This is a genomic window from Streptomyces sp. NPDC050636, from assembly GCF_040654775.1.
Taxonomy (GTDB): domain Bacteria; phylum Actinomycetota; class Actinomycetes; order Streptomycetales; family Streptomycetaceae; genus Streptomyces.
Genome location: NZ_JBFAIP010000012.1, coordinates 1 through 15679, shown reverse-complemented (window position 1 = coordinate 15679; position 15679 = coordinate 1). Strand labels below are relative to the sequence as shown.

The window sequence follows — 15679 nt, the reverse complement described above, 5'->3', positions numbered from 1 at the left end:
CTCGACCGCGACCTCACCACCTGGCCGCGTTACCGACTGACCACGTCACCACCTGACCACCTTGCCACTCGCACGCCGCACAGACCGCCACCTCAGGAGACCCCCCGATGGCCACCCCCGTCCTCGCCGCCGGCAACCACTTCATCCACCCGAACCTGTTCGCCGAGGCCGTACGCAACGCGGCCGGTGACCTGCCCCTGAAGTTGCGCGAGCATCAATTCCCGTGGCCGCACACGCCCTTCGGCCCGGTGGCCGAGGTCATCGAAGCGTCCGGCACCGAGGACGAAATGATCGAAGCCCTCCAGGGCATCGAGATCTGTGTCACCGAGCACGGTCCGCTCACCGAGCGAATCCTCGCCAACTGCCCCGATCTGAAACTGTTCTGCACCAGCCGCGGCGGACCGGTCAACGCCAACCTCGAAGCCGCCACCCGGCACGGCGTCGCCGTCTGCTACGCGCCCGGCCGCAATGCCACCGCCACCGCGGAACACACCCTCACCTTGATGCTCGCCGCCGCCCGCGGCGTCGGCGACACCCACACGGACCTCCGCCGCGGCGTCTGGCGCGGCGACTACTACGACTACGACAACTGCGGCATCGAGATCGACGGCGCCACCGTCGGACTGATCGGCTACGGCGCCATCGGCAGCCGCGTGGCCAAGGTCCTGCACGCCATGGGAGCCCATGTCCTCGTCCACGACCCCTACGTACGCCCCGAAGCGCTGGCCGGCATCGCCGAGCAGGTCTCCCTGGACGAACTGCTCCGCCGTTCCCGCATCGTCTCGCTGCACGCCCGGGTGACCGACGAGACCAAGGGCATGATCGGCCGTGCCCAGATCGCCGCCATGCCCCGCGGCTCCGTCCTCATCAACTGCGCCCGGGGCGCACTGCTGGACTACGACGCGGTCTGTGACGCACTGGACTCCGGGCAGCTCTCCGGCGCGGGCTTCGATGTCTTCCCCGAGGAACCACTGCCCGCAGGCTCCCGGCTGCTGACCGCCCCCGGCGTCGTCCTCACACCGCATATCGCAGGCGGCAGTCAGCAGGTCGCGCACAAGGCCGCGCAGATCGCGGCCGCGGAGGTCGGCCGCTATCTGCGTGGCGAGCCACTGGTCAACTGCGCCAACCCCGAGGCAGTCAAGGGGAGTTGAGGTCAAGCGGGCGCGGTGGGGTCACCGGACGGGCCGTAGGTGTGCTGACCGGTGGATCACGCCCTGGCAGCCGGGCGTGGCATCGGCCGGCAGGGGGACGCGCCAGATCTGGTTGTCGTTCTCCGAGCCCACGAGCAGTGCGGTGCAGTCGGCGTAGGTGACTGCCTCGCCCTGTGCCTGGTTGGGCAGGGCGACCTCGGCGAGCTTGGTGCCGGACGGGTTGTAGACGTAGGCGGTGTTCGGCCCGAGCGGACCGCCGCTCCGCAGGACGTAGGACCTGCCGCTGGGGGAGTACGCCCCGTCGGTGGTCCATGCCGGCCCCTCGGCGGCCGGGGTGAGCGTGTTGACCTGGCCGGGCTGCGGGGGCAGCGGAGCCTTGTAGACCTTGCCGGGGGCGCCGATCGTCTTGCTGGCCACCTGTAGCTGACGGGTCGTCGGGTCGACGAGGAGCGACTCGGCGTCGTGCTTGCCGTCGGAATAGGTGAAGCGGAAGGTGGTCGGTGACACTGTCGCGTCCGCCAGCTGGTCGGGCTCGGCGAAGCGGTGGACGGAGATCTCGGTGCGGCTGGAGAGGTTGTCGCCGATGTCGCCCACATGGACCGAGGGGAGACCGTTCTGATCGGGGCCGACGGCGATGCCCTCCCAGTCGGTGTTGGTCGTACCGCTCAGTGTGAAGGTGGCCTTGAGCCGGCCGGTCGGGCCCGAACAGTCGATGGCCAGGACCTGGTTGGCGTTGCCGCTGTCGTTATGGGCGTAGAAGACGCCCGGGTGCCTGGTGCTCGACGCCATGCCGCTGAGCTCGGTGAGCCCCGCGGGGAGTGTGCACCGGGGCTCAGGCGCGGCGGGCCGAGTCGCCGTGGCGGAGGACGCTGCGGACAAGGGGCCCACGGTCAGTGGGACGGCGAGCGCGGTAGTCGCCACGAGCGTGGCGGAGAGCTTGGAGAGTCTGGACATGGGCTCAATGTGACGGCGACCGGCCACAGCGCCAAGCAGGCGGCCGGCACCCATCGGGCATGTGAGTGACAACCGGCCGGCGCGGGGCACGGCGGGGCCGCCCCACCACCGTCCCCGCCAACGGGAAAGGCCACCCCCGCAAGGAGGTGGCCTCTGCCGTGTCGCCCGCCGTCATCGGCGGGCCCGCCGTCAGCGGCGCCGGACCAGCGGGAAGGGGAGCGTCTCCCGGATGGACAGCCCGGTCAGGAACATCACCAGCCGGTCCACACCGATGCCCAGCCCGCCCGTGGGCGGCATCGCGTACTCCAGGGCCTGCAGGAAGTCCTCGTCCAGCTCCATCGCCTCCGGATCACCGCCCGCCGCCAGCAGCGACTGCGCGGTGAGCCGCCGCCGCTGCTCCACCGGATCGGTCAACTCCGAGTAGGCGGTGCCCAGTTCCGTGCCGAACGCGACCAGGTCCCAGCGCTCGGCGAGCCGCGGGTCCTTGCGGTGCTGACGGGTCAGCGGCGAGACATCGGTCGGGAAGTCCTTGTAGAACGTCGGCAGTGTGGTCTTCTCCTCCACCAGCCGCTCATACATCTCCAGGACGATGTCCCCGCGCCCCATCTCCGGCTTCACCGGCACCGCCGACGTACGGCACAGCCGCCGCAGCACATCCGGCTCGGTATCCGCGTCGACCTCCTCGCCCAGTGCCTCCGAGATCGCGCCGTAGACGGTCTTGACCGGCCACAACCCCGAGATGTCGTGCTCGACCAGCCGACCGTCGGCATCCGCCTTACGCGCCGTCGCACTGCCGAACGCCGCGACCGCCGCCCCCTGGATCAGCTCCCGGGTCAGATCGAGCATCACGTCGTAGTCGGCGAACGCCTGGTACGCCTCCAGCATGGTGAACTCGGGGTTGTGCTTGTACGAGATGCCCTCGTTGCGGAAGGTCCGGCCCATCTCGAAGACCTTCTCCATACCGCCCACGCACAGCCGCTTGAGATACAGCTCCGGCGCGATCCGCAGATACAGATCCAGGTCGTACGCGTTGATGTGGGTGTGGAACGGCCGGGCGTTGGCGCCGCCATGGATCTGCTGCAGCATCGGCGTCTCGACCTCAAGGTAACCGCGGTCGATCAGCCCCTGCCGCAGCGCCTGCACGGCCGTGCTGCGCGCCCGCACCGTCTCCCGTGCGTCCGGCGAGACGACCAGATCCACATACCGCTGGCGGACCTTGGCCTCCGGGTCGGACAGCCCGCGCCGCTTGTCCGGCAGCGGCCGCAGGCACTTGGCCGTCAGCCGCCACTGCGACACGAACACCGTCAGCTCACCGCGATCGCTCGCGCCGACCTCGCCCTCGGCCTCGACATGGTCACCCAGATCGATGTCCGACCCGAAACGCTCCAGCGTCTCGTCGCCGCTGCCGTCCCGCGTCAGCGCGATCTGCAGATCGCCCGACCAGTCCCGCAGCACCGCGAAGTGCACCCCGCCGTGGTCGCGGGTGAGCAGCACCCGCCCGGCGACGCTGACGACCTTGCCGGTACGGGTACCGGACGCGAGGTCCGGGTGCTCGGCACGGACCTCGGCGAGTGTGTGCGTACGCTGCACGCCCACCGGATACGGGTCGGTGCCCGCGGCCCGCAGCCGCTCCAGCTTGTGGTGGCGCACCCGCACCTGCTCGGGCAGCGCGGCCAGCTCCTGCTCCCGCTGCTCCGCCTCGGTGACCGGGACGTGCACCAGGCCCAGTTCGTGCAGCGACGGCAGACCCGCCGTGCTCGCCGGGGCCAGCACCTTCTTCTTGTGTCCCTTGCCCCACAGCTTGCCCAGGCTCGGTACGGCCACGAAGCCCTCGGCGATACCGGAGGCCAGACCGATCCGGGCGAGCGCGCCGGCATCCGCGTAGCACAGGAACCGCGGGTACCACTCGGGGTTGTACTTCGCGTTGGACCGGTAGAGGGCCTCCAGCTGCCACCACTTGGAGAAGAACAGCAGCAGCTTGCGCCAGACCTTCAGCACCGGGCCGGCGCCGATCCGGGCGCCTTCCTCGAAGGCCGACCGGAAGACCGCGAAGTTCAGCGAGATCCTGCGCACCCCGAACTGCCCGGCCTGCGCGCACAGCTCGGCGACCATGAACTCCATGACGCCGTTGGGCGCGGTGCGGTCGCGGCGCATCACGTCCAGCGAGATGCCGTCCTTGCCCCACGGGACGAAGGACAGCAGCGCGATCATGTTGCCGTCGCCGTCGAACGCCTCGGCCAGCAGGCAGTCGCCGTCCTCTTCATCGCCGAGCCGGTCCAGCGCCATCGAGAAGCCGCGCTCGGTCTCGGTGTCCCGCCAGGCGTCCGCCCGGTGGATGACCTCCTGCATCTCGTCGTCGGAGAGCGCCGAGTGGCGGCGGACCCGGAAGGTGGCGCCGGTGCGCTGCACGCGGTTGACGGCCTGCCGGGTCACCCGCATCTCGCGGCCGTCCAGGTCGAAGCCCGCAACGTGCAGGATCGCTTCGTCGCCGAGCTGCAGCGCGCCGAGGCCGCTGCGGGCGAACGCCTTGGCGCCGTCCTCGCTGGCGCCCATGACGGCGGGCTGCCAGCCGTACCGTACGGCGACCTCCAGCCAGGCCTCGATGGCCGGCGTCCATGCCTCACGGTCGCCGACCGGGTCACCGCTGGCCAGGCAGACGCCGGCCTCGACGCGGTAGGTGACGGCGGCCTTGCCGCTGGGGGAGAAGACGACGGCCTTGTCGCGGCGGGTGGCGAAGTAGCCCAGCGAGTCCTGGTTGCCGTAACGGGACAGCAGAGCCCGGATCCGGGACTCCTCGTCGCCGTGCAGCGCGGCCTCCATGCGCTGCGAACGGAACAGCGCGGCGGCGGCGTTCAGCAGCGCCAGCGCGCCGAGCAGGCCGAGGACGGTGCTGATCCAGTGCGGCGGATGGCCCTCGACGATCCGGCCGCCGACCAGCCCGCCGCAGACGCGATTGGCGGCCCACAGCAGCCGGTTGGCGCCGCCGGCCTCCAGCGTCCCGGGGGCGAGCGAGACCAGGCCCCAGCCGATCAGCACCGCCACCACCAGCCCGGCGGCCAGCACCAGGGCGGCCCGCAGGAACGCGCCGCGCCGGGTGATCGCGTAGAACTCGCGGTGCGAGACAAGCAGCAGTAGCAGCGCTCCGGTGCACAGGACCAGGGAGAACGCGAACTCCCAGTACCCGGCGGCCAGGAACAGCGCGTCCGCCAGCGTGACCAGCAGCATGTAGGCAACGACGAACCACAGGGCGACGCGTTTGCGCGCGGTCATCGCCGCGGCCAACAGGAAGAGGAACGCCGCATAGGCGAAGTTCGGCGCCACGGGGATGGTGAGGGTGTCCAGCCAGTAGATCACCGGTTGGAGCCCGCGCCGCAAGGGCCCGATCAGCGCCGTCAGGGCGCAGAACAGCCCCAATACGCTGAAGATGATGGCGAAGCCATTGGGGACGCGGCGCTTGAAGCGCTGCCACCCCGTAAGTTGATCCTGGTCCTGCACGGTGCTCATTCCGTCACATTAGGCTCTGAAAGGGGTCAGCTGCTCGACGAGAGGGCGCTGTTTTTCCGCCACCGGGACCAGTCGACCATCCAGTCTCCGATCCCGTTGGTCCGGTCAGCTTTCCCTCGTACGGAGGATCCGGTGACCTCGAAAGGGTCACCCACCTGGATCTTGCCGTACAGCCAGTCCGCATCCGAATCGATCATGCCGATACAGCCGGAGCTGGCGTTGGTCCGGCCCACATTGTCCGCGTTCCAGGGCGCGGCGTGCGCGTATGTCCCGGAGTTCGTGAGCTTCATCGAGTCGCGGACCATCTTGTTGTACGCGTCGCCGAGGCCCACGGTCTCGGCCCGCCCGGCACGGGCAAGATGCTGCTTCATGTTGATCGTGCCCTCCTTCGCCATCAACGGGAAGGTGCCCGTCCATGTCGCGTGCTCGGCGTCCGGCTTCCCGGCAGAGATGGGAATGCTCCTGACCTCCTTGCCGTTCTCCATGAACGACAGATGCTTCGCGTCCAGGTCGACCTTCACCACCTGGCTCCTGCCGATGCCGAAGGCCAGGTCGTAGTCCTTCGCGAAGTAGCGGCCGCCGCCGGAGTCCACCCCGTTCAGGTCGGCCCGCAGCGCGACGGTGGTGCCGGGTTTCCAGTACTCCTTGGGCCGCCAGTCGACGCGGTCCTTGCCGCTGTGGTCCTTCACCCAGCCCCATGACCCGGTCGTGTTGTTGCTGGTGGTGACCTTGAGATGCTTCTCCACCACGGCCCGGTCGGTCACCGGGAAGTCGAAGGTGATCATGATGGGCTGGGCGATGCCGACGGTGGCGCCCTGCGAGCCCGGACTGAGCACCAGCTTGTTGAGCTTGTCCGACTTGGCCGTGGTCAGCGACTCCTTGGCCTCGAACGTGCCGCCCTGGGCGTTCTTCGTCCTGGCGACCACGGAGTACTTGGTGCCCGGCGCGGTCTTCGCGCGGGAAATCCAGGCCGTGCCGCCGTTCCCGAGCCCGCCCGGCAGCCGCCGCCCCTTGGGGTCGGTGACCGTCACCTCGGTCAGCACACCGCCGCTCGCGGTCACCTTGAGCCTGTCGCCGGCCCGCACCGTCTTGGTGCCGTTCGCCGCGCCCAGCCCTACCTGCACCGGGTCCCCCTTGGACGCCGACGCCGCACTGCCGCCGCACGCGGTGAGCGCGGCCATGCCGATCAGCGGGATCAGCGTGCGGGCGACGCGCGACGGCCGGGAAGGCCGTGGGCGGGGGACGGCGGGCAGGCTCATGGGCGGGGCTTTCCGTCAGTGGTGCGGGTGGGGGGCGATGTCGGCCGCTAAGACGGTCGATCGTGGTGCCTCGTTGCGGGGAGTGATGTGATCCACGCCACATCACCACCGTGTTGAGGGGTGCTGCACCAGTCAGAGGATTACAGCCAGTGACCCGCAGTCATCACCCGATCGGCGCATCCAGCCTCGAACCGGGCATACCCGAAATACGCCAAACTGGCCACCCATTGCCGCCCGTTCGGGCGGCGGTCGAGGAGGTGTCCCATGGCTATTTCGATCTCTATCGTGCTCCTGTTGACGATCTTGGCGGCTATCTTCCTGCGCAGCGGAAAACTGAAGTTCTCGCACGCCCTGGTATGCGGGCTGCTCGGCTTCTACCTGGCGAGCAGCAGCCTCGCCCCGGAGATTCACAATGGGCTCTCCGGCGCGGCGGATGTGGTGAGCAGCGTGCGCCCGTGACGGTGTCCGCCTACCGGAACCTCATCCTCGCCACCCTCGGATTCACCATCACCTTCTGGGCGTGGAACCTCATCTCCCCGCTCGGCAACGCCTTCAAAGCCGGCCTCGGCCTGACCAGCTTCGAGGAGGCGGTGCTGGTCGCCGTGCCGGTGCTGGTCGGCTCGCTGGGCCGGGTGCCGGTCGGCGCGCTCACCGACCGGTACGGCGCCCGGCTGATGTTCCCGCTGGTCTCCGCGCTCACCATCGTGCCCGTGCTGCTCCTCATCCCCGCCAGGCACAGCTATCCCACGCTCCTCGCCGCCGGCTTTCTGCTCGGCCTCGGCGGCACCACCTTCGCCATCGGCATCCCGCTCGTCAACGGCTGGTTCCCGCCCGGCAAACGGGGCCTCGCCCTGGGCATCTTCGGTATGGGCATGGGCGGCGTCGCGCTCTCGGGCTATCTGACCCCCCGCATCCACAAGTACGACGAGAACCTGCCGTACCTCGTCGTCGCCGTGGCGCTCGCCGTCTTCGCGATGCTGGCCGCGCTGATGATCACCGACGCCCCGGACCGGCCCGTCCCGCAGACCTCCCTCGCCACCCGCCTCGCCGCGGCCGGCCGGCTCCGGGGCACCTGGGAACTGGCCGCGCTGTACGCGATCGGCTTCGGCGGCATCGTCGCGTTCGGCGTCTATCTACCGACCTATCTGCAGACCTGGTACGGCCTCGGCGTCACCGACGCCGGCACCAAGGCCGCCGGATTCGCGCTGGTCACCGTCGTCTTCCGGCCCATCGGCGGCTGGTGCTCGGACCGGGTGCACCCGGCCGTCGTCACCGCCTGGGCGCTCGGCGTGGTGGCGCTGCTCGCCGTCGTCCAGGCCCTGGACCCGATGCTGTACCCGGTGGGCACCATCGACTTCCTGGTCATGGCGGCGGGCCTGGGCGCCGCCAGCGGCTCGATCTTCGCCCTGGTCTCACGGGTCACACCACAGGGCCAGGTCGGCAGCGTCACCGGCATCGTCGGTGCCTGCGGCGGCCTCGGCGGCTTTGTACCGCCGCTCGTCATGGGGGCGGTCTACAGCGGCAAGGGCTCCTACTCCATCGGCTTCATGCTGCTCTCCGACCTGGCGCTGGCCGGCTGCGTCTATGCCTTCGGCCGGATGCGCACCGCGGGCGCCGAGGCCACCGGGACGCCTGCTTCACCCGCCTCACCCGGCTCACCCGCCTCACCTGAGTGAGAAGATCCCGATCGCGTTCGGCACCGGCCGCTCCGCACCACCCGAAGGATGGTTGCGTACGACGACTCCTGTGTCATTCGGGTCGTACCGGTCGAGGGCGATCTCGTCCGGGTCGTACGGGGCGTCCGGGTCATCCGGGTCGAGGGTCATGGCATCCGGGTCGTACGGATCGCGCGTGACAAGCGTCGAGGACCCGCCGCCGTCCAGATCAACCGCGTCCCGCGCGCCCAACCGGCCCATCACATCCGCCAGTTCACGTACCGTCAGACCGGCCTCACCCGGCGTCCCGTCCAGCGCCATCAGATACAGCACCCGGCCGCCGCCCCCGGTTCCCGCAGCGGTCCGCACCGCCGAGGTGACCGTGTCCAGGCCGCCCACCGGCCGGTCGTCCCGCAGGATCGGAAAGCCGCCGACCGCGAACCGCAGCGGCACCGGCCCCTTGCCCACGAGACGACGGCCGATACTCACCGGATCGCCGATATGCAGCTTGCGCAGCTGCCGCGCCCCCTCCTCACGGCCCACCAGCACCACACTCCCCGCGGCGACCCCACCACCGCCCGGCCGCTCCGCGAGCGCCACCACCCGCCCGTGCCGGACCGTCACCTCGGCGGTCTCCGCAGTGCACGGCGCCGCCCGGTCGGTGTCCGTACCGCAGGTCGCCCGCACCCGGGACGTGGCACCCCACCGCGCGGTGTACGCCCCGATACCGTCCACCGGCAGCGCGTACTGGTTGAGCCCGCGCAGCGGCAGTGTCCCCTCAGCGGTCCGCACCGCACCGCGCAGCGCCAGCCGGTCCAGTCGCGCCCGGCGGTCGTAGCCGACGCCGATGACGTCCTCGGTGGACGCGCCGGGCGGCATGACCGGGCCGAACCGCTGCCCGTCGGGCACCGCGCCCTTCAGCTCCCGCCCGGACGCGACCGCCGGTCCCACCGGGGCGCCGGTCGCCTCCACCCCCGGGTGCTGGGCCTCGCTGATATTGAAGAAGTCGCCGTTGACGGCCCCCACCGCGCCCCGCCCCGCCGCCAGTTGGGACACCGGTGACCGTGCGCCGACCGCCCCCGGATAGAGCAGATCCACCGAGACCCGCGGATCGGTGAGATCGACCGTCAGCAGATGCCCGTGCGCGGTGCCGCGCGGCACCGTCACCAGGAACTCGCCGTACTCCACGCCGGGCGCCACCGGCACCGCATCCGAACGGCGGAAGGTGTCGCCCGCGGCGGTGGCCCGCGCACCGCCGGCCACCCCACCGCCGGCCAGCACGCCCCACGCCACCAGCACCGTCAGTACCGCGCGAACACGACCGAATCGCTGCTTCACGAGCCCCCCTGACGTCGCGCCAACTGTCCCAGGTGCCGAAGACGCCCACTATGACCCGCAGATGTCAGGAATCTGCACACTCGTCGAACGGCCGCCGTGTCGCTCGCCGCCGCCCTCGTCACGAACCTGGCCGCACCCGCACCCGCACCCGCACTCGCACCCGCCGTCCGTGACCGCCCAGCCCGCCCCACCGGCCCCGTACCGCTGCCACACGCCCACGCGCACGCCCACGCGCACAAGGACTACGAGCACCCCGGGCCGAACGCCGGGCCCGGAGGCTTTTCTGCCCGGCTGGCTGAGTCAGCGCGCCGCCTTGACCAGGTCCATGTAGCAGGCCCAGTTCCAGTACTGGCCGGGGTCCTTGTGGTCGCTGCCGGGCACCTCGACATGACCGATGATGTGCTCCCGGTCCTTCGGGATGCCGTAGCGGTCGCAGATGGCGGCGGTCAGCAGGGCGGACTGCTCGTAGAGCGCGTCGGTGAAGTACTCCGGCTTGTCGATCCAGCCCTCGTGCTCGATGCCGATGCTGCGGGTGTTGTAGTCCCAGTTGCCGGCGTGCCAGGCGACATCCCGCTCGCGTACGCACCTCGCGATATAGCCGTCGGCGGACCGTACGACATAGTGCGCGGCCGCCTTGTGGTTCGGGTCCTGGAAGAGCCGGATGGTGTCCTTGTAGGTCTCCTGGGTCACATGCACCACGACCAGGTCGACCGGATACTGCGTCGGCCGGTCGGCGGCGGTGTAGTTGGCGGGGTCGGCCGGAACCCAGTGGCAGGGGGGATAGTCGGCGGAGCCCAGCGGGACGCCGCTCTGAGCGGTGCCGTCCGGCGGGCCGGCGGGGGGCGGGGTGTCGCCGGGCACGTCGGCGGGGGGCGGCATCGCGCGTGCGGTGGTCGCCGTGAGGGGGGTGAGTGCGGCGGCCGCGGCAAGCGCGGCCGCGCCGGTGAGCAGACGTCGTCGGGCCGGGAGGGGGCGGTCGTGCTCCATGTGAACTCCTGACAAGGACCGAGAGGGTCGCGTACATGTCACGCACATGTGATGTGTTCATCATGCGTACATAAGACATGCCCTGCCAAGAGAAGGGACGAACTGCCAATGGCCAGACCAAAGACGGAACAACCAGGTCAGAAGAGCGGCGCACCTGATTGGGCGTCACCCGGGTGCCGTACCCCCGGCCCTGGCCCCAGGGCGGAGGTGCGGCACCCGGCCGGCCGGACGCCGGTCAGTGACCGATCTCTACGTCCTCCAGAATGCCCAGCGCGTCCGGCACCAGCACCGCCGCCGAGTAGTAGGCGCTGACCAGGTACTTGATGATGGCCTGCTCATTGATTCCCATGAAGCGCACCGAAAGCCCCGGCTGGTACTCGTCCGGGATACCGGTCTGGTGCAGCCCGACCACACCCTGATTCTCCTCGCCGACCCGCATCGCGAGAATGGAGCTGGTCTGGTCCGGATTGATCGGGATCTTGTTGCACGGCAGCAGCGGAATGCCCCGCCAGGCACGGACCGCCGTACCCGCGACCTCCGCACCGGTCGGATAGATCCCGCGGGCGTTCCACTCCCGCCCGATCGCGGCGATCGTGCGCGGATGCGCCAGCAGGAACTGCGTCTTACGGCGCCGCGAAATCAGCTCGTCGAGGTCGTCCGGGGTGGGCGGGCCGCTGCGGGTGTGGATGCGCTGCTTGAGATCGGCATTGTGCAGCAGCCCGAACTCGCGGTTGTTGACCATCTCGTGCTCCTGGCGCTCGCGCAGCGCCTCCACGGTCAGCCGCAGCTGCTGGTCCAGCTGGTTCATCGGGTCGTTGTAGAGGTCCGCGACCCGCGAGTGAATCTTCAACACGGTCTGTGCGACGCTCAGTTCGTACTCCCGCGGCCCGCGGTCGTAGTCGACGAAGGTGCCCGGCAGCTCCGGCTCGCCGACATGCCCCGCGGCCAGCTCGATCGCCGCCTCGCCGTGCTTGTTCTGCGCCGGTACCAGCGCCGAGCGGAAGTTCTCGACATGGTCGCGCAGCGCCTCCGACCGGTCGAGCACCGCCTCGTACTCGCTGCGCGGCAGCGTCAGGACGGTCACCCGGGTCACCGCCCGTACCGAGTGCTCCCACTCCGCGTCCGCCGTCAGCAGCGCCGCCTCGCCGATCGCGTCACCGTCGGCCAGCACTCCCAGGACCGTCTCATCGCCGTACTTGCCGGTGCCGAGCCGGTCCAGCTTGCCGTGCGCGATCAGGAAGACCCGGTCCGTGGGCCGGCCCTTCTCGGCGAGGACGTCGCCCGGCGCGAACTCCTGCTGCACGAACCGGTCGGCCAGCGCCTCCAGCGTCGCGGGGTCGTCGAAGCCGCGCAGCGGCGCCATCTCGCGCAACTCCGCCGGAATCACCCGGACTTCGGAGCCCTGCGAGATGAACTCCACCCGGCCGTCGCCAAGTGTGTGGGTAAGCCGGCGGTTGACCCGGTAGGTGCCGCCGGAGACCTGCGCCCAGGGCAGGATGCGCAGCAGCCAGCGGGACGAGATGCCCTGCATCTGCGGGACGGTCTTGGTCGTGGTCGCCAGCTTGCGCGCCGCCGAGGTGTCCAAGCTTGAACGGTTCTGCTGGATCTCGGAGGGCTGCGGGACGGACGTCGGATCCACAGACGTGGTCATGAAGAAAGCTCACCTGTTCTGGTAGGTGCTGAGGTGCTGAGGTGCTACGAGGGCGTGAATACGTTGAGTGCTGGGGCCGCCGCGTAAGCACGCCTCCGTGCCGGATACGGCATAGTGAACTCCGGGAGTCCATAGGACTGCCTGGTGGTGCGCTATTTCCTTCCGCGCATCGTTCAGTGCCCGACTTCCACGTCTTCGAGAACGCCCAGCGCATCGGGCACAAGAACCGCCGCCGAATAATAGGCGCTGACCAGATAGTTGACGATGGCCCGGTCGTCAACTCCCATGAAACGCACCGAGAGGCTCGGCTCGTACTCGTCGGGAATCCCATTGCGGTGCAGACCGACTACGCCCTGATTCTCCTCGCCGGTACGCAGCAGCAGAATGGAACTCGTCCGCTCCTTCGTCACCGGGATTTTGTTGCACGGGAAGATGGGCACCCCCCGCCATGACGGCAGCGAATGCCCCATGAAATCGACCGCCGTCGGATACAGCCCGCGCGCGGTGCACTCCCGGCCGAACGCGGCGATCGCCCGCGGATGGGCGAGCAGAAAGCCCGGGTCCTTCCAGACGGTCGCGAGCAGGTCGTCGAGGTCGTCGGGGGTGGGCGGACCGGTGCGGGTGTGGATGCGCTGCTTGAGATCGGCGTTGGGCAGCAGCCCGAACTCCGCATTGTTGACCATCTCGTGTTCCTGGCGTTCGCGCAGCGCCTGGATGGTCAGCTTGAGCTGTTCCTCGACCTGGTTCATCGGGTCGTTGTAGAGGTCGCCGACCCGGGTGTGGGTGCGCAGTACGGTCTGCGCGACGCTGAGTTCGTACTCCCGCGGGGCCAGGTCGTAGTCGACGAAGGTGCTGGGCAGGGACGGCTCGCCATGGTGCCCGGAGGCAACGGAGACCGCCGATTCGCCGCTCGCGTTGATCGGACGCTCCGGGCCCCGCCCGACCGTCGCGAGATGTTCCCGGAGCTCGGGCGAGCGGCCGATGACCTCCTGCGCCGCCTGCCGGGGCAGCGCCATGACGGTCACCCGCGTCACCGCGCGGTAGCTGAACTCCCAAGTCGCATCGGTGCTGGTGAGCGGCTCGTCACCGAGGTGGTCGCCGCCGGCCAGCGCTTCGAGCGCGGTCTCGTCCCCGTATTTGCCGGTGCCGATACGGTCGACCCGACCGTGCGCGATCAGCACAAGCCGGTCCCCGGGCCCGCCGGCCTCGGCGATCAGTTCGCCCGGGGCGTACTCATGCTGGGTGAAGCGTTCGCCCAGGGCCCCGAGCACCTCGGTATCGGTGAAGTCCCGCAGCGCGGGCAGTTCCCGCAGCTCATCGGGGATGATCGAGACATCGGTGCCGGCGATGTCGAAGTCGATGCGCCCGTCGCCGACGGTGTACGCCAGCCGGCGGTTCACGCGGTACGTACCGCCGGATACCTGCACCCAGGGCAGCAGTCTCAACAGCCAGCGGGAACTGATGCCCTGCATCTGCGGCGGGGTTTTGGTGGTGGTCGCCAAATTCCGCGCAGCGGTGGTGCTCAGACTTGAATTGGGGGTATCTTCAGTGTTTCCGTTCAGCGTCTGGTCGGCAATCGTCACAATGCTCCACCTATCTCTTTCGAAGGGTGCGACGCGACCAGTCCGATGCCCCATTTCAAGGGGAGTTCGTCGGCAGCCCGCCAAGGCGAAGATAGTGGCGCTGTTTTTATCAGCACAATCGCTCGAACGGGTGGCATGGAAATCCCTTTCCATGGAAAGGTTTAGCGGATTCGGTTGGGGGGAGAGTCTGTCGGGGCGCCGGCGGAAAGCGGATCGTCCAGAAGAGCCCGCAGGGCCGAATGCGCCGCCCCCAGCAGCGGTCCGTCCGCCCCCAGTCGCGATACCGCCACCAAAGGGCGGCCGGGTTGTCCATTGACGGCGACATCCGCTGCGACGGCCGTCCGCAGCGCCAACTCCCGCTCCAGGGACGGCAGGATCCAGGGCGCGAGCCCGGCCAGCGCGCCGCCGAGGATCACCGCCCGTGGATCGAGCAGATTCACCGTCCCGGCCAGCGCGATGCCCAGCGCCGTCCCCGCCCCCGCCAGCGCGCGGACGACGGCCGCGTCCCCGTCGGCGGCCCGGCGCGCGAGCAGCGCGATACGGGCACCGGGCCCGGGGAGCCCGGCCGCCGCCTCATCGGGCGTCAGACCGCCCGCCCGCAGTACGGCCTCCTCGCTCGCGTACTGCTCCAGGCAACCACGCCCGCCGCAGCCGCACGGCAGGCCGTCCGGATGGACCGGCACATGCCCCAGCTCCCCCGCGAACCCCCTTGCCCCACGCAGGAGTTGACCGTCCACGACGATCGCGGCACCGATGCCGATCTCGGCCGAGACATGCACGAAGTCCGACGGCGGCGCCAGCCCGGCCGCGCCGCCGCCCAGCCGCAGTTCGGCCAGCGCGCCGAGATTGGCCTCGTTCTCGACGGTGAGCGGGATCGGTGTGCCGCCGCCGGGGGAGTCGCATCCCGCGGACCTGACCCGTACGGAGGCCAGGCCCGGCGCGAGATCCGCCTCCCGCCAGCCGAGGTTGGGGGCGTGCACGACGGTCGACGAGCCGCGTGCCACCAGACCCGGGACCGCGATCGCCAGGCCGGCCGGGCGCAGCCCCTCGACGGCGATGCCCGCCGTCACCTCCGCCAGCAGCGCGGACAGCCGCCGCAGTACGGGGCCGGGCTCACTGTGCCGGTTCGCCGCTTCGATCGCCACCCTGGCCCGGACCCGGCCGCGCAGATCGACCGCGCACACGGCGAGATGGTCCACGCCTATCTCGGCCCCGATCCCGGCCGGGCCGCGCTCACTGACCGCCAGCTCGCTGCCCGGCCTGCCCCGGCCGCTGGGCGCCGCCCGCCCCGTCTCGACCAGCAGCCCGGCCCGCAGCAGCTCATCGACGAGCGGCGCGACGCCCGCCCGGGTCAGCCCGATCCGTGCCGCGACCCCCGCGCGCGAGACCGGCCCCTCCGCGGCCACGGCCTGGAGCACGCGGGCCAGGTTGCGGCGGCGTATGCCGTGTTGGGTGTCGCGGGCGGGGGTGGCGGGCATCGGGCATCCTCCGGAAACGATTTTGATCTTCGCCCCCCCCCCCCCCCCCCCCCCGGGGGGGGGGGGGGGGGGGGGAAATTGGGTGGTTGTTGGGGGTTTTAAAGGGTGTGGGGGGGGAA

At 70.2% G+C, this 15679-nt stretch carries 11 protein-coding genes; 3 read left to right on the top strand and 8 right to left on the bottom strand.

From position 1 onward, the window contains the following. Positions 1-107 precede the first annotated feature (107 nt). A complete protein-coding gene (locus tag AB0I10_RS13320; protein WP_363152543.1) occupies positions 108-1151 on the top strand; it encodes a 2-hydroxyacid dehydrogenase in 1044 nt (347 codons plus the stop codon). A gap of 21 nt (positions 1152-1172) precedes the next feature. Here the strand turns inward: AB0I10_RS13320 and AB0I10_RS13315 are convergent, their stop codons facing one another. The 3 genes from AB0I10_RS13315 to AB0I10_RS13305 all read right to left on the bottom strand — a co-directional run bounded on the left by AB0I10_RS13315 (position 1173) and on the right by AB0I10_RS13305 (position 6868). Beyond that, on the bottom strand, positions 1173-2105 hold the full coding sequence (locus AB0I10_RS13315; RefSeq protein WP_363152542.1) for a hypothetical protein: 933 nt from the start codon (positions 2103-2105) through the stop codon (positions 1173-1175). 189 nt (positions 2106-2294) lie between these two features. Next, positions 2295-5609 carry a bifunctional lysylphosphatidylglycerol synthetase/lysine--tRNA ligase LysX gene (gene lysX / locus AB0I10_RS13310; RefSeq protein WP_363152541.1) on the bottom strand — a complete coding sequence of 1105 codons (3315 nt, stop codon included), beginning with the start codon at positions 5607-5609 and terminating at the stop codon, positions 2295-2297. 26 nt (positions 5610-5635) lie between these two features. After that, on the bottom strand, positions 5636-6868 hold the full coding sequence (locus AB0I10_RS13305; protein ID WP_363152540.1) for an Ig-like domain-containing protein: 1233 nt from the start codon (positions 6866-6868) through the stop codon (positions 5636-5638). A gap of 264 nt (positions 6869-7132) precedes the next feature. Here AB0I10_RS13305 and AB0I10_RS13300 point away from each other — a divergent pair, with 264 nt between their 5' ends. Together AB0I10_RS13300 and AB0I10_RS13295 are read left to right on the top strand one after the other, a co-directional pair. After that, positions 7133-7327 (top strand): hypothetical protein, encoded by a 195-nt coding sequence (locus AB0I10_RS13300; RefSeq protein WP_363152539.1) that lies wholly within the window; start codon positions 7133-7135, stop codon positions 7325-7327. Continuing rightward, entirely contained in the window at positions 7324-8544 is a 1221-nt protein-coding gene (locus AB0I10_RS13295; protein ID WP_363152538.1) for an MFS transporter, read from the top strand. The genes AB0I10_RS13300 and AB0I10_RS13295 overlap by 4 nt, the downstream gene beginning before the upstream one ends. Here AB0I10_RS13295 and AB0I10_RS13290 read toward each other — a convergent pair. From AB0I10_RS13290 to AB0I10_RS13270, 5 genes are all read right to left on the bottom strand, one after another. Beyond that, positions 8533-9861 (bottom strand): phosphodiester glycosidase family protein, encoded by a 1329-nt coding sequence (locus AB0I10_RS13290; protein ID WP_363152537.1) that lies wholly within the window; start codon positions 9859-9861, stop codon positions 8533-8535. The genes AB0I10_RS13295 and AB0I10_RS13290 overlap by 12 nt on opposite strands. A gap of 300 nt (positions 9862-10161) precedes the next feature. Then, entirely contained in the window at positions 10162-10848 is a 687-nt protein-coding gene (locus tag AB0I10_RS13285; RefSeq protein WP_363152536.1) for an N-acetylmuramoyl-L-alanine amidase, read from the bottom strand. Positions 10849-11083: 235 nt separating this feature from the next. Beyond that, a complete protein-coding gene (locus AB0I10_RS13280; protein WP_363152535.1) occupies positions 11084-12499 on the bottom strand; it encodes a family 2B encapsulin nanocompartment shell protein in 1416 nt (471 codons plus the stop codon). Positions 12500-12672: 173 nt separating this feature from the next. Next, complete coding sequence (locus tag AB0I10_RS13275) at positions 12673-14085, bottom strand: family 2B encapsulin nanocompartment shell protein (RefSeq protein ID WP_363152617.1); 1413 nt, start codon at positions 14083-14085, stop codon at positions 12673-12675. 158 nt (positions 14086-14243) lie between these two features. After that, entirely contained in the window at positions 14244-15560 is a 1317-nt protein-coding gene (locus tag AB0I10_RS13270; RefSeq protein WP_363152534.1) for an ROK family protein, read from the bottom strand. Between the last annotated feature and the right edge of the window lie 119 nt (positions 15561-15679).

Coding starts and splice junctions, on each gene's coding strand:
- AB0I10_RS13320 (WP_363152543.1), top strand. CDS start 108: ATGGCCACCCCCGTCCTCGCCGCCGGCAACCACTTCATCCACCCGAAC.
- AB0I10_RS13315 (WP_363152542.1), bottom strand. CDS start 2,105: ATGTCCAGACTCTCCAAGCTCTCCGCCACGCTCGTGGCGACTACCGCG.
- lysX (WP_363152541.1), bottom strand. CDS start 5,609: ATGAGCACCGTGCAGGACCAGGATCAACTTACGGGGTGGCAGCGCTTC.
- AB0I10_RS13305 (WP_363152540.1), bottom strand. CDS start 6,868: ATGAGCCTGCCCGCCGTCCCCCGCCCACGGCCTTCCCGGCCGTCGCGC.
- AB0I10_RS13300 (WP_363152539.1), top strand. CDS start 7,133: ATGGCTATTTCGATCTCTATCGTGCTCCTGTTGACGATCTTGGCGGCT.
- AB0I10_RS13285 (WP_363152536.1), bottom strand. CDS start 10,848: ATGGAGCACGACCGCCCCCTCCCGGCCCGACGACGTCTGCTCACCGGC.
- AB0I10_RS13280 (WP_363152535.1), bottom strand. CDS start 12,499: ATGACCACGTCTGTGGATCCGACGTCCGTCCCGCAGCCCTCCGAGATC.
- AB0I10_RS13270 (WP_363152534.1), bottom strand. CDS start 15,560: ATGCCCGCCACCCCCGCCCGCGACACCCAACACGGCATACGCCGCCGC.